The 20,579-nt window shown below is 45.9% G+C and carries 17 protein-coding genes; 12 read left to right on the top strand and 5 right to left on the bottom strand.

The genetic code is table 11. From position 1 onward, the window contains the following. Positions 1 to 68 precede the first annotated feature (68 nt). The 3 genes from QE390_RS10460 to glpK all read left to right on the top strand — a co-directional run bounded on the left by QE390_RS10460 (position 69) and on the right by glpK (position 3,626). Entirely contained in the window at positions 69 to 1,223 is a 1,155-nt protein-coding gene (locus QE390_RS10460) for a DUF748 domain-containing protein (RefSeq protein WP_307142093.1), read from the top strand. A gap of 121 nt (positions 1,224 to 1,344) precedes the next feature. Then, positions 1,345 to 2,061 carry an MIP/aquaporin family protein gene (locus QE390_RS10455; RefSeq protein ID WP_106635083.1) on the top strand — a complete coding sequence of 239 codons (717 nt, stop codon included), beginning with the start codon at positions 1,345 to 1,347 and terminating at the stop codon, positions 2,059 to 2,061. A 68-nt stretch (positions 2,062 to 2,129) separates the two neighbouring features. Further along, positions 2,130 to 3,626 carry a glycerol kinase GlpK gene (glpK, locus tag QE390_RS10450; RefSeq protein WP_307143543.1) on the top strand — a complete coding sequence of 499 codons (1,497 nt, stop codon included), beginning with the start codon at positions 2,130 to 2,132 and terminating at the stop codon, positions 3,624 to 3,626. 145 nt (positions 3,627 to 3,771) lie between these two features. Here glpK and pdhA read toward each other — a convergent pair whose 3' ends face one another. After that, a complete protein-coding gene (gene pdhA / locus QE390_RS10445; RefSeq protein WP_106635082.1) occupies positions 3,772 to 4,788 on the bottom strand; it encodes a pyruvate dehydrogenase (acetyl-transferring) E1 component subunit alpha in 1,017 nt (338 codons plus the stop codon). A gap of 130 nt (positions 4,789 to 4,918) precedes the next feature. On the opposite strand from pdhA, the gene QE390_RS10440 reads away from it, so the two are divergent. After that, on the top strand, positions 4,919 to 6,130 hold the full coding sequence (locus QE390_RS10440) for a DNA replication/repair protein RecF (RefSeq protein WP_307142092.1): 1,212 nt from the start codon (positions 4,919 to 4,921) through the stop codon (positions 6,128 to 6,130). A 192-nt stretch (positions 6,131 to 6,322) separates the two neighbouring features. Here the strand turns inward: QE390_RS10440 and QE390_RS10435 are convergent, their stop codons facing one another. From QE390_RS10435 to QE390_RS10420, 4 genes are all read right to left on the bottom strand, one after another. Next, a complete protein-coding gene (locus QE390_RS10435) occupies positions 6,323 to 7,696 on the bottom strand; it encodes an efflux RND transporter periplasmic adaptor subunit (protein WP_307142091.1) in 1,374 nt (457 codons plus the stop codon). 48 nt (positions 7,697 to 7,744) lie between these two features. After that, positions 7,745 to 9,187, bottom strand: a complete 1,443-nt coding sequence (locus tag QE390_RS10430) for a TolC family protein (RefSeq protein WP_307142090.1) — start codon at positions 9,185 to 9,187, stop codon at positions 7,745 to 7,747. Positions 9,188 to 9,488: 301 nt separating this feature from the next. Next, entirely contained in the window at positions 9,489 to 9,665 is a 177-nt protein-coding gene (locus tag QE390_RS10425; RefSeq protein WP_157830184.1) for a hypothetical protein, read from the bottom strand. Positions 9,666 to 9,701: 36 nt separating this feature from the next. Then, positions 9,702 to 9,854, bottom strand: a complete 153-nt coding sequence (locus tag QE390_RS10420) for a lmo0937 family membrane protein (RefSeq protein WP_157830183.1) — start codon at positions 9,852 to 9,854, stop codon at positions 9,702 to 9,704. 223 nt (positions 9,855 to 10,077) lie between these two features. Here QE390_RS10420 and QE390_RS10415 point away from each other — a divergent pair, with 223 nt between their 5' ends. The 8 genes from QE390_RS10415 to QE390_RS10380 all read left to right on the top strand — a co-directional run bounded on the left by QE390_RS10415 (position 10,078) and on the right by QE390_RS10380 (position 20,380). Continuing rightward, on the top strand, positions 10,078 to 11,046 hold the full coding sequence (locus QE390_RS10415) for a YihY/virulence factor BrkB family protein (RefSeq protein WP_106635076.1): 969 nt from the start codon (positions 10,078 to 10,080) through the stop codon (positions 11,044 to 11,046). A gap of 30 nt (positions 11,047 to 11,076) precedes the next feature. Further along, a complete protein-coding gene (locus QE390_RS10410) occupies positions 11,077 to 11,937 on the top strand; it encodes a hypothetical protein (protein WP_307142089.1) in 861 nt (286 codons plus the stop codon). A 374-nt stretch (positions 11,938 to 12,311) separates the two neighbouring features. Continuing rightward, positions 12,312 to 13,373, top strand: a complete 1,062-nt coding sequence (gene lpxD / locus QE390_RS10405) for a UDP-3-O-(3-hydroxymyristoyl)glucosamine N-acyltransferase (protein ID WP_307142088.1) — start codon at positions 12,312 to 12,314, stop codon at positions 13,371 to 13,373. A 106-nt stretch (positions 13,374 to 13,479) separates the two neighbouring features. After that, on the top strand, positions 13,480 to 14,874 hold the full coding sequence (locus tag QE390_RS10400; RefSeq protein ID WP_106635345.1) for a bifunctional UDP-3-O-[3-hydroxymyristoyl] N-acetylglucosamine deacetylase/3-hydroxyacyl-ACP dehydratase: 1,395 nt from the start codon (positions 13,480 to 13,482) through the stop codon (positions 14,872 to 14,874). A gap of 57 nt (positions 14,875 to 14,931) precedes the next feature. Then, positions 14,932 to 15,726 (top strand): acyl-ACP--UDP-N-acetylglucosamine O-acyltransferase, encoded by a 795-nt coding sequence (lpxA, locus tag QE390_RS10395; RefSeq protein WP_106635073.1) that lies wholly within the window; start codon positions 14,932 to 14,934, stop codon positions 15,724 to 15,726. 56 nt (positions 15,727 to 15,782) lie between these two features. Further along, entirely contained in the window at positions 15,783 to 16,400 is a 618-nt protein-coding gene (locus QE390_RS10390; RefSeq protein ID WP_307142087.1) for an ATP-binding cassette domain-containing protein, read from the top strand. A 71-nt stretch (positions 16,401 to 16,471) separates the two neighbouring features. Next, a complete protein-coding gene (locus tag QE390_RS10385) occupies positions 16,472 to 19,864 on the top strand; it encodes a gliding motility-associated C-terminal domain-containing protein (protein ID WP_307142086.1) in 3,393 nt (1,130 codons plus the stop codon). Between the two features lie 66 nt (positions 19,865 to 19,930). Next, positions 19,931 to 20,380 carry a DUF4920 domain-containing protein gene (locus tag QE390_RS10380; RefSeq protein WP_307142085.1) on the top strand — a complete coding sequence of 150 codons (450 nt, stop codon included), beginning with the start codon at positions 19,931 to 19,933 and terminating at the stop codon, positions 20,378 to 20,380. The last annotated feature ends 199 nt before the right edge of the window (positions 20,381 to 20,579 follow it).

Here is a 20,579-nt window from a genome sequence, read left to right as displayed (position 1 = left end):
TAGTCAGGTAACCTCCCGGTTTGGCATTGATTTTTCTGCATTAAAAACCTTCCAACAACCTTAGCTTTATGAAAACCACTTCCCGGAAAAAGAAAACCTGGCGGATTGTTCTCGCCGTACTAGCTCTGTTCGTTGTGATTCGGCTGGCTCTGCCCTATGTCATTCTGCATTACGCCAATAAAACGCTGGCTACCATGGATGGTTACCGCGGTCACATCAAAGACATTGATCTGGCTTTGTTACGGGGAGCTTATAAAATTGACAGCGTATATCTTAATAAGTATGATTCAGTTTCGCAGCAGCAAACGGCATTTTTTGGGGCAAAAATGATTGATCTTTCAGTAGAATGGAAGGCTCTTTTCAAAGGTGGAATTGTGGGTGAGCTGGTTTTTGACTCGCCTACGTTACGTTTTACGAAAGATAAGGTTGAGCCGAATCAGGTGCAGAAAGACTCCAGCGATTTCCGTACCCTGCTGAATAATTTCATGCCGCTGGATGTAAACCGGGTGGAAATTAATAACGGTCGTATTGCTTACATCGATGAACATTCCAGCCCTAAAGTAGACATTGCCCTTACCAATGCTCATCTGCTGGCCCTCAATTTGCGAAACAGCTACGATTCTACGAGCGTACTGCCCGCCACCGTTACCGCTCAAGCCGATGTGTACGAGGGCACTCTGACCATCAATGCCCGGTTAAACCCGATGAGTCCCCGGCCTACTTTTGACGTCAACGCTGAAGTAAAAAACACCAATCTGGTTAAGCTGAATGACTTTTTTAAGGCTTACGCTAGTGTCGATATTAACCGCGGAAGCTTTGGGCTTTACTCTGAGGCGGCGGCGAAAAATGGTCGTTTTGACGGTTATGTGAAGCCCCTCATTACTAACCTGAAAGTGCTAGGCCCTGAAGACCGACACGACACCCTTTTGCAGAAAATCTGGGAGGGTATTGCCGGAGGCGTTGCCCAGATTTTTAAAAACCAGCGAAAAGACCAATTAGCCACAAAGATTCCCTTTGAAGGCGATATCAAGGAACCGGAAACCAATGTCTGGTTCGTGATTGGAAATATTTTGCAAAATGCCTTCATCCGGGCCATTCAACCTTCACTGGATCATGAAGTTAGTTTAGGAACGGTGGGTACCCGAAAAGAAGAAAAGAAGACCTTTCTGGAAAAAGTCTTTGGCAGTAAGGACGATAAAAAAGATAAAAAGAAAAAGGATTAACCTTGATGCATGATGCATAGGTAGAGTGATAGAGTTATTTATTAGGTGTTTTCTTGTCTGATTCTTACAAATACTTTTATTTGTACAAGAAAATATTCAAATAATTACTCTAAGTCTACCTATGCAACCTTCTCCGTTTTGGGGTGAATTAGTCGGCACACTTGTGTTGATTTTGTTGGGCGATGGCGTTGTAGCGAACGTTCTTTTGAAACACTCCAAAGGCGAAAACAGCGGCTGGATTGTCATTACAGCAGGCTGGGGTTTTGCCGTGATGCTTGGAATTTTCGTAGCCAAAGCCTTTGGAAGTGCAGATGCTCATCTGAACCCGGCGGTTACGCTAGCCTTCGCCGTTTCCAATCACGATTATTCCAACGTGCTTTCCTACTGGTTAGCTCAGATGATTGGGGCTTTTCTGGGAGCCGTTCTGGTCTGGCTGCACTACCTTCCACACTGGTCTGAAACAAATGATCCAGGCCTCAAACTAGCTGTTTTTGCTACGAGTCCTGCCGTCCGCAAACCAGCGGGTAACTTCATTTCAGAGTTCATTGCCACAGCCTTATTAATTCTGGGCGTTAGTTCTATTTCCGGGGCGGGTGAACTAGCCATTGGTTTAGGACCTTATCTCGTGGGTTTATTAGTCTGGAGCATCGGATTGTCATTAGGCGGCCCAACGGGTTATGCCATGAGCCCAGCCCGGGACCTGGCTCCGCGGATTGCTCACGCCTTATTACCGATTCCCGGCAAAGGTTCTTCCGATTGGTCCTACGCCTGGATTCCCGTCGTGGCTCCTCTACTGGGCGGCGTGGCGGGAAGTCTGTTATTCATGGCTTTTCATTAATTCAGCGTGGCTCCCGGCTTCTTACGCTGCCGAGCCTTCCCTGAAACCCGTAAACCGAAAACTACAAACTGAAGATGTACATTGGCTCCATAGATCAGGGTACGACGAGTACTCGTTTCATCATTTTCGATAAAAAGGGCGAGATTATTTCCATGGCCCAGAAAGAACATACCCAGTACTACCCCCAACCCGGCTGGGTGGAACATAACCCCGATGAAATCTGGGCGAATACACAGGAAGTGATTAAAGAAGCCCTGGCAAAGGCTAAACTGACGACTAAAAGTTTAACCGCCGTCGGCATTACCAATCAACGCGAAACGACCGTCGTCTGGAATAAATTTACGGGGAAGCCTTATTACAATGCCATTGTCTGGCAGGATACCCGAACGAGTTCATTAGTGAACGAACTGGCCACCGACGGCGGGCCCGATCGCTTTCGGGAAAAGACGGGTTTACCGCTGGCTACTTACTTCAGCAGCTTAAAAATCAAATGGTTATTGAAGCATGTGGCTACGCTTGAAAAAGACGCGATTAAGGGCGAAGTCCTTTTTGGCACGATGGACACGTATGTCATCTGGCAACTGACGGGAGGTAACAAAAATGCCAAACATATTACCGATGTAACCAATGCCAGCCGTACGCAGCTCATGGATTTACGGACGCTGAAATGGGATGATTCGTTACTGGAAACCTTCGGTATTCCCCGAAAAATGTTACCCGAAATCCGCTCGTCTTCGGAAGTGTATGCAAAAGCAAAAGGGGTGCTGGAAGGCGTACCGATAGCCGGAATTTTGGGTGACCAGCAGGCAGCCTTGGTTGGACAAACCTGTTTTCGTCCGGGTGAAGCGAAGAATACCTACGGCACCGGGTGTTTCATGTTATTAAATACCGGCGATGCTCTAACCCAATCGACGCATGGACTCATCACGACCGTTGCGTATCAATTAGGGAATCAACCCGTTCAATATGCCCTGGAAGGTTCAGTGGCTATTGCTGGAGCATTGGTTCAGTGGCTGAGAGATAACCTGGGTCTCATTGAAAAAAGCTCGGATATTGAAGCTCTGGCCCGAACCGTGGAAGACAATGGCGGCTGCTACTTTGTTCCTGCTTTTTCGGGCATTTACGCTCCCTACTGGCGAAGTGATGCCCGGGGCGTGGTGGCAGGGTTAACCCGATTTGTTACGAAAGGGCATTTAGGTCGAGCCGCTCTGGAAGCTACTGCTTTTCAAACGCTGGAAATTCTGGAAGCGATGGAAAAAGACGCTGGAATTCGGTTATCCGAGTTACGGGCCGACGGCGGCATGACGGTCAATGAATTACTCATGCAGTTTCAGTCAGACTTATTAAATGTACCCGTTGTACGTCCAAAAATGATTGAAACCACGGCTTTAGGTGCCGCCTACGCTGCCGGACTGGCGGTGGGTTACTGGAAAGATTTGGACGATTTACGCCAAAACTGGGGCATCGAAAAAACCTGGAAACCCCAAATGCCCCGAGCCAAACGAAACTCCATGTATCGAAGCTGGCGAAAAGCCGTGCGGCGTTCATTTGGGTGGGAGGAGTAGTTTTAAGTTGTTGGTTATTAGTTGTTAGAATATTAGAATAAAGGAAACGGGGTAATGACTATCGGTTTTGATAATCATTACCCCGCTTTGCTATTAGTTGGTAACGGTAAGTTATTACGAACAACCCTCAACCAACAACGAATAACTATTCCTGAATGAATGGGTAATCCTCCTGAACGTACACGTCTTTGTACGCTTCGCTTGGATCTGGCCAGGGAGATTCTTCCGCAAACTTCACGGATTCAGCTACCTGCTCTTTTACTTTATCTTCAATCGCAGTCAGCTCTTCTTCCGTTGCGAAACCGTTTTCAAGAATCGTTGCCCGGGTCCACTCAATAGGGTCACGGCGTTTGTATTCTTCTACTTCTTCTTTCGTCCGGTATTTCTGAGGATCGGACATGGAGTGACCACGATAACGATACGTCTTGAATTCCAGGAAGGTAGGGCCTTCACCGGCACGAGCACGCTCTGCCGCACGGCTAACCGCTTCGTGAACGGCTTCAACGCTCATCCCATCTACTGGCTCTGAAGGCATGTCATACGCTTCACCAATCGTGTACAGATCCGTTACGTTTGACGTACGAGCTACCGAAGTACCCATCGCGTAACCGTTGTTTTCTACCACGAAGATAACGGGCAGTTTCCAGGTCATTGCCATGTTAAAGGCTTCGTGCAGAGCACCCTGACGAACGGCACCATCTCCGAAGAAACAGATACACAGGTTTTTCGTTTTCAGGTATTTCTCAGCAAAGGCGATACCAGCACCCAGGGGAATCTGAGCACCTACAATTCCGTGACCGCCAACAAAGTTTACTTCTTTGTCAAAAATGTGCATCGAACCGCCTTTTCCTTTAGTCGTACCCGTAGCTTTGCCGTACAATTCGGCCATGATGGCATTGGGGCTCGTTCCTAAAGCCAAAGGAAAACCGTGGTCACGGTAGGCGGTGATCCATTTGTCATCTTTCGTCAAAGCAGATACTGAACCTACGGAACAGGCTTCCTGACCAATGTACAAGTGGCAAAAACCACGGATTTTTTGTTGTCCATAGAGCTGACCGGCTTTTTCTTCAAAACGCCGTTGAAGCATCATATTTTCAAACCAATAGAGGTAGGTTTCTTTCGGGTATTTTACCTTCGCTTTGGCTTTTTCTTTTGTGGCCATTACACGCGGGATTAGAAGAGTGGAAATAACGTCTGATTTTCCGAACTTTTTCTCCGGCCAAAGGCACGAATTTGGAAAACCTGGTACAAAACTTTCGGCGAAATTAGCCTGCAATCGTCAAAACACAAAGATGCTTTTTCTAGAACGGCTTCATTTAACTCATTATAAGTCCTACGAATCGGGAGCCTTTCTCTTTTCCGAGCAGGTAAATGCCATTGTCGGCGAAAATGGCAGTGGCAAAACCAACCTGCTCGATGCCATTTATTTTTTGTCGCTGACGAAAAGTGCCTTTACCAGCCAGGATGCTCTGTCTATCCAGCATGGGGCGGATTTTATGCTTATAGACGGCGTGTTCTCCCGTTACGAGGCTCACGAGCCTGCCGTTAACCTGGCGAAAATAACGAATGATTCGGAGGAAAACCATTCTCCGATGTCTATTTCTGAAGAGACGATTGCCGAACCCTCCGAAGAGTCCCGAATAGCTGCCCCCCTTCGCTCGTCTCAGATTACCATTTCATTACCGCGAGGTCAGCGAAAAGTGGTGATGAATGATCGTAAAGCGTACGAACGGCTGGCGGATCATATTGGAAAATTCCCCGTAGTATTAATCGCTCCTGACGATACAGATTTGATCCGGGAAGGTTCAGACGAGCGTCGGAAGTTTTTTGATGGGGTATTGTCCCAGCAACGCCCGGATTATTTGAGCGATTTATTGCAGTATAACCGTATTCTGGATCAACGGAATATCTTATTAAAGCAATTCCACGAACGCCATTACATGGACGAAGACCTGCTGGAAGCCTATTCTCAACCGCTGGTGGAGCTGGCTTTACGGCTAAATGCGATCCGAAAAAGCTTTCTACAGGAATTTCTCCCGGTTTTTCAGGAGCATTACGCTCAGTTGAGTGAAAGTCGCGAAACGGTAGAGATTCGTTATGACTCAGAGGTAGATATCGAACAGTTCAAACATCAATTCTGGCTTAATCGCCACCGGGATGTGGCCGCTCAACGCACCACCCTCGGTATACACCGGGATGACTTTGTCTTTGAAATTGACTCGTATCCGCTGAAAAAATTTGGTTCGCAGGGTCAGCAAAAATCTTTTGTGGTCGCTTTAAAACTGGCTCAGTTTCATTTATTAACCCAGGAAAAAGGCCATCAACCCATTTTACTGCTGGATGATATTTTTGATAAACTGGACGATCGCCGAATTGCCAAGCTTATGGATATGATGCAGGATGGTACCTTTGGCCAGGTGTTTCTAACCGATGCTCGCCCCGAACGAACGCAGTCTTTATTAGCAGAATCGGGGATTACAGCGAATATTATCCGAACGACTTAAAGGTTGAAAGGAACAATCTATGCTGGTGCGAGATTCCATCTCGTACCAGTTCATGAGACTCCGCTGCTCTTTCAGATTATAAATCCGAAAGCAATCGGTCAAGGATTTGCAATCCTTGACCAGCCTAAAAACAAAAAAATCTCCACCTATTGAAGTGAAGATTTTCCTAACTACGACCAACAAACTAATTATTTATTTTTTTACTTGTTCTGCCTTCTTCATCACTTTGTCGCCCGCTTTCAGATTTTTAGATACCAGTAAAAACGGCCCTGATACAATTTCTTCTCCAGCCTTCACTCCTGACAGAATTTCAATATTTTCAAAATCGCTAATACCCGTCTTTACCGTTCGCTGCTCCACTACTCCATTTTTATTTACAAAAACTACTTCTTCCGGTTTTGCTTCCTTACGAACCTGATTTACGTTAGCATTTCCCTGAGTATCAGAATTATTTACTTCTGCATCTTTTTCGGATGAACGGGTTGTAACGGCTGAAATAGGTACGCTTAACACCCCATTTTTCCGCTCAGTAATCACTTCAACCGAAGCCGTCATGCCGGGTCTGAAGGGAAAACTTCTTTTCTTTTTTCGATCTACTAAATCTCGGTAAGAATCCGGTAAAATCCGCATTTTGACTTCGAATTCAGTAACCGCATCTGTCGAACTTGCTGCCGCTGAAAGTGAACTTCCTGAACCATTGGCTGTATTGGCAATCGAAGTGACCAGACCCTTAAACTTCCGCCCTGAATAACTGTAAGCATCTACGTCAATAATCACCGAATCGCCGACATTGACCCGTACGATATCGTTTTCATTTACATTCACCCTCACCTCCATATTATTCAGGTTGGCAATGCGGAGTAACTCCGTTCCAGCCATTTGTGAAGTTCCAACGACCCGCTCACCCAGCTCGACATCCAGTTTGGAAATAATCCCATTCGATGGAGCGTAAATGGTTGTTTTTCGTAGGGTTTCCACGGCATCCCGTAAGCCGGCATCGGCACTTTCAACGGCATAACGGGCAGCTTCGATATTAGCCTTAGTGGATTCTACGTTCTGCCTGGCTACTTTAAAGTTAGCCTCAACGGTTTCAAAATCCGCATCCGATATTACTTTGTCAGCGTATAATTTCTTATTCCGGTTATAATCAGCCTGAGCCCGAATTAATTGAGCCTCTACCTGTCCCAAACTCGCCTTTGCCTGTTCATAACTGGCTTTCGCCTGATTAACCGTTGCCTTCGCCCGAGCCACCAGCGACTCGTAGTTATCCGGGCGAATGCGTAATAACAACTGCCCCTTCACGACGGAATCCCCCTCATGAATATTCAATTCGATAATCTCCCCAGATACATCGGGACTGATTTTTACTTCTACCTCCGGCTGAATTTTTCCCGAAGCACTAACCCTTTCCACAATGTCAGCCGTTTTTACCGTACTGAACGTGGCTTCTTCGGCTTTTTCCTTTCCAATCCAACCGGTGGCTTTCGCTACGAAAAGCCCTCCGACCAGTACCACCACAATACCACCGAGAATCCACCAAATTCGATTTGAAGAACGTTTTGCCATGGCTTTTAGCCCTTATTTAAGTAATAGTCTAGTCAATTAATAATGAACTCAAAAAGACAAAGGTTTATTCTGATAATAGTCTAATACCTTTATTCTCAGCACATAATCATACTTAGCCTGGATTTGATTAATGCGGGAACGATCCAGATTTGACTTCGCCAGATTGTAATCTACGGAGTTGATGGCTCCGGCATTAAACCGACTTTCAGAAGCTTTAAAAGCCAACGCTAAGGCCTCTACCTGACGCGTCAACGAACCATAACGTTTAGCCGCCGCAGTCATGTTGACATAAGCCTGTTCAATATTCTGACGTAGCTGCAACCGAACATTGTCGGCCTGATATTGCTGATTTTGTACACTCAGCGAAGCATTTGCCGTCCGATACCGAACCTGAAAAGCATTAAAAATGGGAATACGGAGACTTAATCCGACCCCACCGTTTAGGTTATTCGTTAATTGTTCGGACCAGGGAATATTTTGAGTAGTGTATCCGGGCTGAGTGGTTGTAAACGTGACTGGAACCTGTTGCCCTTGAAAATCAACGTAAGCCGTATTCGTGATAGTGGTGGGGTTACCTGCCAACGAACGGCGGGCGGCACTCGAATAGTTACTACCCAGACTCACGTTAAAAGCCAGGGAGGGAAAGTAAGAGCCCCGGGCAATGGCTACCCCCGTGCGGGCACTCAGCGTTCGAAGATCAGCGGCCTGAACAGCCGCCTGCGTTTTCAGAGCGGAAGCATAAATCTGCTGGATGGGCGTGTTGTAAGTATCATCAGGAGTATTCACGCTCATCCGATCCAGTGTAATTTCCTGAATTTCAGGATCATTCATCAATTGAAGCAACTGCAATTTTGAAATAACCAGGTTATTCTCAGCCGTCACGACCGATAACTCATCGTTGGCATATTGAGCTTGTAAATCCAGCAGATTCGCCTGAGGTAAGGCTCCGGCACTAACTAGTTTTTCGGTTCGGGCAACCTGTTGGCCTGTAATATCCACCTGTGTTCGGGAAACGGCCAGAACGTCTTCGTTATTTAATACCTGCAAATAAGCCAGTACTACGTTCAACGCTACCTGATCGCGAGTGGCCTGTACATCTAACTTACTGGCTTCCAGCAATTGCTGATTTTGTTTGATGGTATTCGTAACGATTCCACCGTTGTAAATGATTTCTGAGGAAGTCAGGTTGAGGTTATTATAATTCAACGTCTGGGTTACGTAAGCATTGGTGAAGGGGTCAATGTTACGCCCCAGGTTCAGGCCCTGAGTAATAGCACTGTTGAGTGTAGGCAGCCGGGTATATTTAGATTGTTCGAAGGTGTTTCGATTCACTTCCACCTGTACTTCACTCTGCTTGACCTGAAGGTTATTTTTCCAGGCTATATCCACGCAGTCCTGAAGCGATTTTTTCGGAGCAGTCGTCTGCCCAAAGGCGGGTAAGGTTACCGCCAGACTCACGCCAAGAAACCAAACTTTGAGACTTGTCATCATCTTTCCAAACTATTGTTCATCAATGATACACAAGCCCAGCCACAGTGACGAATAGTTTTGGGATAAGCGGTGATAATTTAGTTTATGGGTTGTGGGTTTTGAGTTTGGGGTTTATAGTTAATACTAAAAGTTTATTTATTTAACCTGGTATATTGGTGATGCAGAAAAATTCACAACTCCAAACACCAAACCCAAAACTCGTCAAAACACAAAAAAGTCCAGAAGAACGACTTCTGGACTTTCCTTTTCCCCCATTGTTTTACCTAACCTAACAAACCCTTTCGGGTAAGACTCTTTATAATTACACGCGAGCCGATTTACTACGGATATTTCGCATGAAGTTAGTAAATTCAGTACGCTCTAATCTGTTTTGCGGACGGTAATACCCCAGGTCCTTCTTTGATCCAAAAGCGTCCAGTATTGCGGCGATTGCAGCCCCTACTCCCAGGGTTAACAGCATGATTAGAGCTAATGACATAATTATTTAAGATGTGGTCTTGGTTTTTATCTAATCTTATACTGTGCCTCTACGAATAAAGGTTAACAGGAATGATACCACGGCGATTACTAATAGGATGTGGATAAGACCTCCAGCACTGTATCCTACTACTCCAATAAGCCAGCCGATAATCAGGATAACTGCGATGATATACAATAGACTTCTCATGACGGTTAAAGTTTTTTTTTCGTGATTTGGATGTTGACTAGGTAGATAAAAACAGTTTGCCAGCAGTGCCAGAAGCCCTTATATTAGGTCTATACGTTTAAAGAAAAAGAAAACGAGTACAATATTCCCCACGGCGGGGAAATACCCCTGAGGTACAACGGGGAGCGGAAGTGGCATTATAATGGTAATTCCATAGATACATCAATTATCAACCCTCCACTGTATGAATCGTCTAAAGTCTATTGGTAACTTTTTTCTGGAAGTTTATAATGAGTTTTCAAATGACAATGCACTAAAAATGAGTGCATCTCTGTCGTACTATACGATCTTCTCCATGGCCCCCATGCTTCTGGTCATTATTTCTCTGTTAGGAATTTTTTATGGACAGGAAGCCATTCAGGGGCAGGTCTTCGGACAGATTCAGGGGTTGGTAGGAAAAGAGGCCGCCCTCCAGATTCAGGATCTAATCAAGAAAGCCGAACTCTCCAATCGTTCGCCCTTAGCCCTAACGGTTGGTATCATTACGCTCGTGATTGGAGCTACCGGGGTTTTCGGTGAAATGCAGGATTCCATTAATCGTATCTGGTCGTTGCGGGCTAAACCCAAAAAAGGATGGCTGAAACTATTAATTAACCGCCTGCTTTCGTTCTCTATGATCATCAGCATGGGTTTCGTACTGCTGGTATCCTTGGTACTGAATTCCATGATTGATGTATTCAGCAACCAGCTTGAACGCATCTTCAATAACGATCTGGTTGTCGTTTTTTATGTGGTTAACCTACTGGTCATTTTTGCGGTCATTACTTTACTATTTGCACTAGTTTTTAATGTATTACCAGACGGAAAACTTTACTGGAAAGATTCATTTGTAGGAGCGGGCTTTACCGCCATTCTATTCATGATCGGGAAGTTTTTGATTGGCCTTTACCTGAGCAAATCAAACGTAGGCTCTACCTATGGTTCAGCCGGTTCTATTGTGATCGTGCTGCTTTGGGTTAACTATTCAGCAGCCATTCTCTACTTCGGGGCAGAGTTTACGAAAGTTTACGTCAGACGTTTTGGTCGGGGCATTGTTCCCAAAAGCGAAACAGTCATTGTTTACGAACAGGAAATTAGTCCCGATCAGTTAGAAGAAGGCCAGTTGGGCCATGTGAATGTCAACAACCTACGGGGTTATTACGAGCGACGTTAATTATTTACCCACCATCAATTTATCAAGGTCATGAATACGATTTATGAAAAACCCAATTCATTTGCCGTCAAAAGTTTACAGGTTTTAAATCTGCTTACCTTTCTGGTAACCATCGCGGCCAACTGGGCGGCGGTAAGCTTGCCTTTGAACAATAAAACCACCAAGCAGCTTTCGGATCAATACCCGAATCTCTTTACTCCGGCAGGCCTAACTTTCTCTGTGTGGAGTGTGATTTATCTGAGCCTGGGTCTTTTTATAATTTATCAGCTCAAAGGACTCTTCAATCGTCACCCGCATGAGTACGTACAGCAGGTAGTAGCCCGGGCGAGCGGCTGGCTTATCGCGGCTAATCTGCTCAATGCCAGTTGGATTATTGCCTGGCACTACGAATACGTGAGTCTTTCCGTAGCAATTATGCTGGGCTTACTGGTGAGTTTATTGGTGTTATTATCTAAAATGTTTGAAGTATCGTCGATAGAAACGAGCTGGTGGCAGCGTTTCGTGGTACGTACGCCTTTTGGACTCTATGCGGGCTGGATTTCCATCGCCACTATTACTAACATTACGGCCTGGTTAGTTGCTATGAATTGGAATCAGTTGGGTCTTTCGGAAGAAACGTGGGCAGTTATTATGATCATTACGGGTACCATTCTGGCTCAGATTGTACTTTTCACGTATCGCAGTGTTGCTTATGGCTTAGTGGTTATCTGGGCATTAATAGGTATTATCCTTCAGCGTTACCAGGCACCAGAACCTAACATGACTATTGTATACGTTAGCGAAATCTGTATTCTAGTCCTTACTATCTCCGTAGTACTGATTGCCTTTACCAATCTGGTTATTCCGATTCGCCGCCGCCCCGTTTTAAACTGGACGCACCCTAAAGTATAACCATCTCATTCATAGACTTATAAACCCAAAAGCCTTCGTTCTTGAGTACGGGATCGAAGGTTTTTTCATATAATCTGTCCAATGTTAAAACAACTTATTACCGAGGGACGTTTTTCAGAAATAGGATGAGCTAAAATAAAATCTACTTAAAAAATAGAGTTTTAAAACCTAACCTTCTGAAAACGCCAGTGTTACAAAAAAATATTCATTTTTTACCGCTAGAAAGTACTGCATACTTTTTCATTTCAAAAGTCTTGTATCTTTGCCACAAAAAACCCGGTTTTTAGGCAATTTTATTGTATTTTACTAAGTCCGAAGCTTAGTAAACGAGCTACCGAGAAACGCATTCCTAACCGTCGTTTTCTATATTCTCCATGGAGTTTACTATTGCACAGGTGGCCCAGCTATTGGGCGGTGAAGTTAAAGGTCAAGCCGATCAGAAAGTAAGTCGATTGGCTAAAATCGAGGAAGGAACTGAAGGAGCTATCAGTTTTCTTTCCAACCTCAAATACGAACATTTTCTTTATACGACCTCTGCTTCGGCGGTGATTGTTGATAAAGGTTTTGAGCCTAAAAAGGCCTATACTCCGACGTTAATTCTGGTTGATAACGCATACACTGCCTTCACTAAACTGCTGGAGGTTTATCATAACGCCATTACTTTTCGTAAATCCGGCATTGAAGAACCCAGCTCTCGCGGAAAGAATACCGAAATTGGGGAAGGCCTTTATCAGGGAGCTTTTTCCTACATTGGTGATAACTGCCGAATTGGCAAAAATGTCAAGATCTATCCACAGGCATTTATTGGAGATCAGGTAGTTATTGGAGATAACACTATTATTTACGCCGGAGCTAAAATTTACGATAACTGTAAAATTGGAGCGAATTGTACCATTCATGCCAATGCCGTTATTGGCTCAGACGGATTTGGTTTTGCTCCTCAGGAAGACGGTTCGTACAAGAGCATTCCACAGTTGGGTAATGTGATTCTGGAAGATAACGTTTCCATTGGCTCTAATACCACTATTGACTGTGCAACCATGCCAGAAGCTTCCACCATTATCCATGAAGGAGTTAAACTGGATAACCTGATTCAGATCGCTCACAACGTGGAAATTGGCCGTCATACCGTCATGGCCGCTCAGAGTGGTGTGTCTGGTTCGGTCAAAATTGGGGAATATTGCATGATTGGCGGCCAGGTAGGTATTTCTGGTCACCTGCAATTGCCTAATCATACCATTATTACTGCTCAATCCGGCATTTCAAAGACAATTACCAAAGAAGGAGTCGTATTAACCGGGTCTCCGGCCTACGAAAACCGGGAGAACCTCAAATCGCAGGCCGTATTTCGTCGACTTCCTGAATTGGAAAAGCGGGTAAGAGAACTGGAAAAACTCCTGAAAGAATTATCTTTGCCGGCTAATAGCATCCAGTAGTTCAGCAGCGAGTCGATCAAAGCTGGCAGGAGGCTTCTTTTTCAAGAGGCCTTTTGTGTATAAAGCCCATCGAATTTACCAGTCGATAGCTGCTCATTCGTCTAAAATGAATCTTAAACAGCATACTATTCAAAAACCTGTCACCGTATCTGGTGTTGGGTTACATACCGGTGTCGTTGCCTCCATGACGTTCCTACCGGCTCCAGCGAACCACGGTTACAAGTTTCAACGGATTGACTTACCCGGCCAACCCATTATTGATGCTGATGTAGATAACGTAGTGGATGTTTCCCGGGGTACAACGCTTGAACAGAGCGGTGCCCGTGTTCATACCGTAGAGCATACGCTGGCGGCCCTGGTGGGTCTTCAGATTGATAACTGCCTCATCCAGCTAGATGGTCCTGAACCTCCTATCATGGACGGTTCTTCCATTAAGTTCATCGAGGCTCTGGATGATGCGGGCATCGAAGAACAGAATGCCTTACGAAATTACTTCGAGGTTCCTTCGGAAGTACGCTTCCGTGATAAAGACCGCGACGTTGAAATCGCCGCTCTGCCCCTTGACGATTACCGCGTAACGGTCATGGTGGACTATAACTCCAAGGTCCTTAGCAGTCAGCATGCTTCTCTAAACGATATTACGCTTTTCAAACAGGAAATTGCCAAGAGCCGTACCTTCTGTTTCTTACACGAACTGGAAGCTCTGTTTAAAGCAAACCTAATTAAAGGAGGTGACCTTTCAAATGCCATCGTGATCGTGGATCGTGAGTTTGAAGATGGCGAGCTTGACCACCTTTCTTCACTCTTAGGTAAGCCTAAAGTAAGTGTGGTCCCCGGAAAAGGAATTCTTAATAATATCGATTTACACTATGCCAATGAACCTGCCCGCCACAAACTCCTTGATGTTATAGGAGATTTGGCTCTGGTCGGACGTCCCCTGAAGGCTCAAATTCTGGCGGCTCGTCCTGGCCACGCGGCAAACGTTGAAATGGCGAAAAAAATTAAAAAACTGATGCGGGAAACTCAAAAACCCAGTATCCCCGTATATGACCCCAAGGTCCCCCCGGTGATGGATATTAAGCAGATTTCTAATCTGCTGGCACACCGCTATCCCTTCCAGTTGATTGATAAAATCATTCATATGGACGAGACCAGCGTTGTTGGTGTTAAGAATGTTACAATCAATGAGCCCTTCTTTACGGGTCACTTTCCTGAAAACCCGGTAATGCCCGGCGTTTTACAGATTGAGGCTATGGCTCAGACGGGTGGTATCCTCGTAATGAGCACCGTACCAGATCCTGAAAATTACTGGGCGTACCTGGCAGCGATTGAAAACTGCCGTTTCCGTCGTAACGTAGTTCCCGGTGATACGGTCATTTTCAAATGCGAATTCATGGCTCCCATGAAACGTGGCATTGCCAAAATGCACGGACAGGCCTGGGTGGCCGGTCAGCTGGTCATGGAAAGTGACATGACTGCGAGTTTAGTTCGTAAAAAATAAGCCAGAACGTTACGGTAAATAGCTTCCCATACGCTACCGTAATCCGTAAATGAAAGAATGATACAGCCCTTAGCATACGTTCACCCTGACGCCAAAATCGCCCCCAATGTGGTTATTGAGCCCTTTGCGGTTATTCATAAAAACGTTGAAATTGGCGAAGGAAGCTGGATTGGCTCTAACGTTACCATTTTTGAAGGTGCCCGCATTGGAAAAAACGTTCAGATTTTTCCATCTGCCAGTATCTCAGCCGTTCCTCAGGATTTGAAATTTGAAGGGGAAGAAACACTGACCGTCATTGGTGATTATACAACCATTCGGGAATGTGTCACCATTAATAAAGGCACCAAAGCCGCCGGAAAAACGGTAGTAGGCAAAAACTGCCTGATTATGGCTTACTCGCACATTGCTCACGATTGCATCATCGGTGATCACTGCATCATGGCGAATAGTGTGCAAATGGCAGGACACGTAGAATTAGGCGACTGGGCATTCGTGGGAGGTACGACTGCCATTCATCAGTTTTCTAAAATCGGTGCTCACAGCATGATTGGTGGCGGTTCTCACGTCCTGAAAGATATTCCTCCCTATACCAAAGCGGGTCGTGAGCCGATTGCTTACGTGGGTTTAAACTCCATCGGTCTGCGTCGCCGGGGTTTTAGTAACGAGAAAATTGCTGAAATCCAGGAAATCTATCGCTACGTTTTCCAGAAGGGATATAACAACGCCGAAGCTTTACACCGCATTGAAATTGAATTACCAGCCTCGGCTGAACGGGATGAAATTCTACACTTCATCCGCTCTTCCGAACGAGGTATCATGAAAGGCCCTAACAAGAGCTCTTCTGCTGAATAATTAAAAAAGGTCAGGCTATCATGACGATTCCTGACCTTTTTTCTTCTCTGATTCCCATGCAACTAATTCTCGAACAGCTGGGTAAACGGTTTATTCGGGAATGGATTTTCCGCCGATTATCCCTCGAACTTTCTTCCGGCCAGCGAATGGCCATTACCGGTCCTAACGGCTCGGGGAAATCCACGCTCCTTCAGGTCGTGGCGGGAGCTTTAGCCGCCAGTGAAGGAAAGCTCACATACCGCAACGGAAATCAGGATATTCCAGCGGACGACGTGTTCCGACAGGTGGCCATTGCAGCTCCTTACCTGGAGTTGATTGAAGAGTTTACCTTAACTGAGCTGGTTGACTTTCATCAGAAATTCAAACCCTTCAAGAATAATCTTCAAACGGCTGAATTCATCGAAAGACTCGATCTGAAAGCTTCCAGCGATAAGTTCATTCGTAATTTTTCTTCAGGAATGAAACAGCGTCTGAAACTCGGTCTGGCTTTCCACAGTCAGGTACCCGTTGTCATTCTGGACGAACCCACTTCAAACCTTGACGCTCGCAACAGCGAGTGGTATTACCGCGAAGTACAGAAGCTGGATGATTCTCAGTTGGTTATTATCGGTTCGAACGTCCCGGCTGAGTATAGCTTTTGTGAAAAAAGGCTTGATATTCAGGCGTATAAATAATTTTCAGGTCCCTACTTAATCAGGGTTACTGGCATTCGTAGTATCTTCGTTTTATAACCTCCCATGAAGATATGCGAAACCTTTTTACCTGTCTATTTCTTTTCCTTACCACCTTTGTTCAGGCAGAAAATCAGCCAGTTACCTTCGTTCCTAACAAAGGTCAGTGGGAGGACGGCGTACTGTATCGCGTCCAGATTCCGGGCGGCCAGATGGACCTTCGCCGGGATGGTATGGATTACGTCTTTTACGACACGGATTATTTCCGGAAACTGCACGACCAACAACTGAACGCGGATGCACCTCTGCGACTCCACGGCGTTCGGGTCTATTTCGAGGGTTCTAATACCAGCCCTGCACTACAGCATGATCTTTCCGATGGTATTTCCCGCAATTACTTTCTGGGGAATAACCAGAGCCGCTGGGCCACGGGCGTAACTGGTTTTGGGGAAGTTATTTACAAAGAGTTATATCCCGGCATTGACCTTCGGCTGTATGCTCACCAGGCCACCATCAAATACGAATTCATTGTTCACAGCGGGGCAAACCCTGAGGTGATTAAAATGCGATATGAAGGCTCCGAACAAATGAGCATTTCGGAGCACGGTAATCTGGAAGTGAAGACTTCCGTAGGCTGGTTTCGGGAGTTGAATCCGTATAACTATCAGGAAATTGGCGGTAAAACCAAGGAAGTCAAAGGGCATTTTTCCATCCAGAATAAAAATACGGTTGGGTTTAGGTTACCCAACGGCTATGACCCCAAGCATCCGCTGGTAATCGACCCGGAGTTAATCTTTGCCACTTTTTCGGGTTCTTATGCGGATAACTGGGGCCACACAGCTACGTATGATGCAGAAGGTAACCTGATTTCGGGTGGCTCGGCTAATGCCTCGGGTTTTCCCGTTACGGCAGGGGCTTACCAGATCAACTACCGGGGGAACAACAGTGGTACCCTTTGGGATGTAGCCATTTTAAAGTATAACCCTACCGGAACCCGCTTACTTTATGCCACCTATCTCGGCGGAACGCAAACCGATGTTCCGCACAGCCTGATTGTGAACAGTAAAGGCGAGTTATTGATTTTCGGAACAACTTCCTCTCAGAACTTTCCTACGCACGAGAAAGCTTACAAACGTACTTTTACCGGAGGTAAAGCCTTAGCGGGTGCGGAAGCCCCCCTCTCTGGAATGGATTATAATTTCGGCAGTGATATCTTCGTCGCCAAACTCAGTGCCGACGGAAAAAGCCTGCTGGGGGCTACGTATTACGGCACCACTGCCAACGATGGCTTGAACCTGAACACGGTTCTCGACATTCGTTATTATGGCGATGCTTACCGAGGTGAAATTGTTACGGATGATCAGGATAACATCATCATCGCCACGACAACACCTTCCGAACTTCCCCTAATCCGCCCCGACCGCCTGGCGGCTACGGTTCTCAAATTTTCCGCTGATTTATCTACCCTCGTCTGGGAAAAACCACGGCTTATGGGTGGTTTTAGTGGAGCGTATGGCATTCGTTCTGCCACATCCGGTACTATTTACGTATGCGGGGCCGTTCGTGATAACCTTCAAACCCCTGAAGATGGCTGGATTATTAAGCTGGACCGAAGCGGAAATGTATTAAAAACCAAACGAGTAGGAACGAACAACGCGGACGTAGCCATGTTACTCGATATTGATAAAAACGAGAACGTCTATATTCTGGGTTTGAGCGATGGCGGACAATATCCGGTTACTTCAGGCACTTATTCCAATCGCTCCAGCGGACAATTTATTCATGCCTTTGACCCGACGCTTGACCGCACCTTATTTTCCACCGTAATCGGCAGTGGTCGCGGTCGCCCTGACCTTGCTCCTACGGCTTTTCTGGTGAATGAATGCGGAAATATCTACGTAGCAGGCTGGGGCGGGGCGATAAATCATACCTTGGACACCCCCATTGCCATAGCCAGTAGTACCCGTGGCTTACCGATTACCAACGACGCTTTCCAAAAAGCTACCGATGGTAATAACTTCTATCTGGCCCTACTGGAAAGTGGAGCGAAGTCGCTGCTATACGCTACTTATTTTGGTAATACGACTGTTTCTGCTCGAATCCGTGGGGATCACGTGGATGGCGGAACTTCCCGCTTTGACAAACGTGGCTATGTCTATCAGGCCGTTTGTTCCTGTCAGCCATCTTCCTTTCCTACTACGCCGGGAGCCTGGTCCAGTACGAACCGCTCCAACAATTGTAATAATGCCGTTTTCAAGTTCGATATTGATAATCTTGATGTAAAATTTGACATCATGCTGGACGGGAAAAAACAGGATACCGTCAATGCCTGTGCTCCCCTGAAACTGCAATTTGTCAATACCAGTACGGGCGGTAAAAACTATGAGTGGACCATTGGTAACCTGGATCGTTCTACGAATCCATTAATGACGGAATATAACTTCACCAAGCCAGGCATTTATGTCATTTCACTGGTAGGACGAAATCCATTAAGCTGTAAAAAGGAAGCCGTTTATCAGCGAACCATTCGTATTTCTGAACCCGCTTTCCAGATTAGTAAGGATACTACCATGTGTCTCGGGGGCACTGCTCGCCTATCGGTCACTGGCGGCACCAATTACCAGTGGAACGCCGACCCCAGCCTTTCCAGCACGACGCAGGCCAATCCTAGTGTCAGCCCTAGCCAAACCACGACTTATACGGTTAAAGCTACGGATGCCCAAGGTTGCCGAGGCGAAAAGTCTGTTACGGTTACAATTCAACCCCTGCCGGTAACCGTGCAAGTTTCAGAGCCGACAATCTGCAAAGGTCAAACCGTTCAGATCAATGCCAGCGGGGGTTCGAGTTACCAGTGGAGCGGCGACGGTGTTACGAATGTCACTCAGCCCAATATTAAAGTTACACCCACCCAGACCACCGTTTACACGGTCACGGTACGCGATTCAAAAGGCTGTCGGGGTCAGGCTACGGCTACAGTCACCATCGATGAATCCTTTCGGCCCGATTTTACGGTTGATCGCATTTTTGATTGTACCCGACCTACTCAGGTACGGATTAATCTGGCTAATTCCGGCGGTGAGCAGTATTCCTGGAACATGGGTAACGGCGATTCATTGAGCGTTCAGAAACCCGACCCTTATACGTATCTCCATCCCGGAACGTATCAGATTACTGGTTCGGCCAAACGAGGTTCCTGTACCTTATCGGCAGCAACACCCGTGACCATTGATCCCCCCCTTGATGTTCCTAACGTAATAACGCCGAACGGGGACGGTAAAAATGATCGTTTTGTCATTGGCACGAATGGCTTAAAACTGGATGTATATAATCGTTGGGGTAAAGCCGTTTTTCAGCAGGTTAGTTATCAAAATGACTGGAGTCCATCACTAGCCGCCGGAACGTATTATTACCTCATTACCTTCCCAGACGGCAAGCAGTGCAAAAGCTGGGTTCAGATTGTTAATTAACTAGCGGTCAATGCATTGAATTTATTTAATCTTTTATCTTTGTTTCCTACTATCATTCCAATCTCCATGAAAGCACTCGTCTTTTTTCTGGCTTTAGGCCTTTCGATAGCTACCGCTCAGGCTCAGGACTCCTATCACGGAGCAAAAATTACGGCAGATCAAGCTCTTTCCACGAAACAACTCGTTGAGAAAATGAAGACTACCGATACGCTGGATACGAAAGTAACCGGCACGGTTGAGTCCGTTTGCAAGATGAAAGGCTGTTGGATGAAAGTGAAATTACCCGAAGGTAAAACCATGCGGGTAAGCTTTAAGGATTATGATTTCTTCGTGCCCAAAGACATTGAAGGAAAAACGGTAGTGTTTGAAGGGAAAGCATTTTCCCGCATTACACCCATTAAAGAACTGAAACATTACGCGGAAGACGCGGGTAAATCTAAAGAAGAAGTTGCTAAAATCACCGAACCCGAAAAAGCTCTGGTTTTCGTTGCGGACGGAGTGATTGTCAAGCAATAATACATATTCTATAAGGTAAGAAAGCCGGGTCAGCAGTTTCTGATCCGGCTTTCTTTATAAATAATAAAACGGGTGCGAGATTACTTTCTGCCATTACCTGTGAATGCAATTTTTGTAGAGACGTCCATTTATGGCGTCTGGGTACATGCAATGTTGACAATGCTGCTCTTTATGAGATTGTAATTACTATAAGCGGATC

The sequence above is a fragment of the Siphonobacter sp. SORGH_AS_1065 genome, from assembly GCF_030818595.1.
Classification (GTDB): Bacteria; Bacteroidota; Bacteroidia; order Cytophagales; family Spirosomataceae; genus Siphonobacter.
This window is presented reverse-complemented; position numbering and strand designations above follow the sequence as displayed.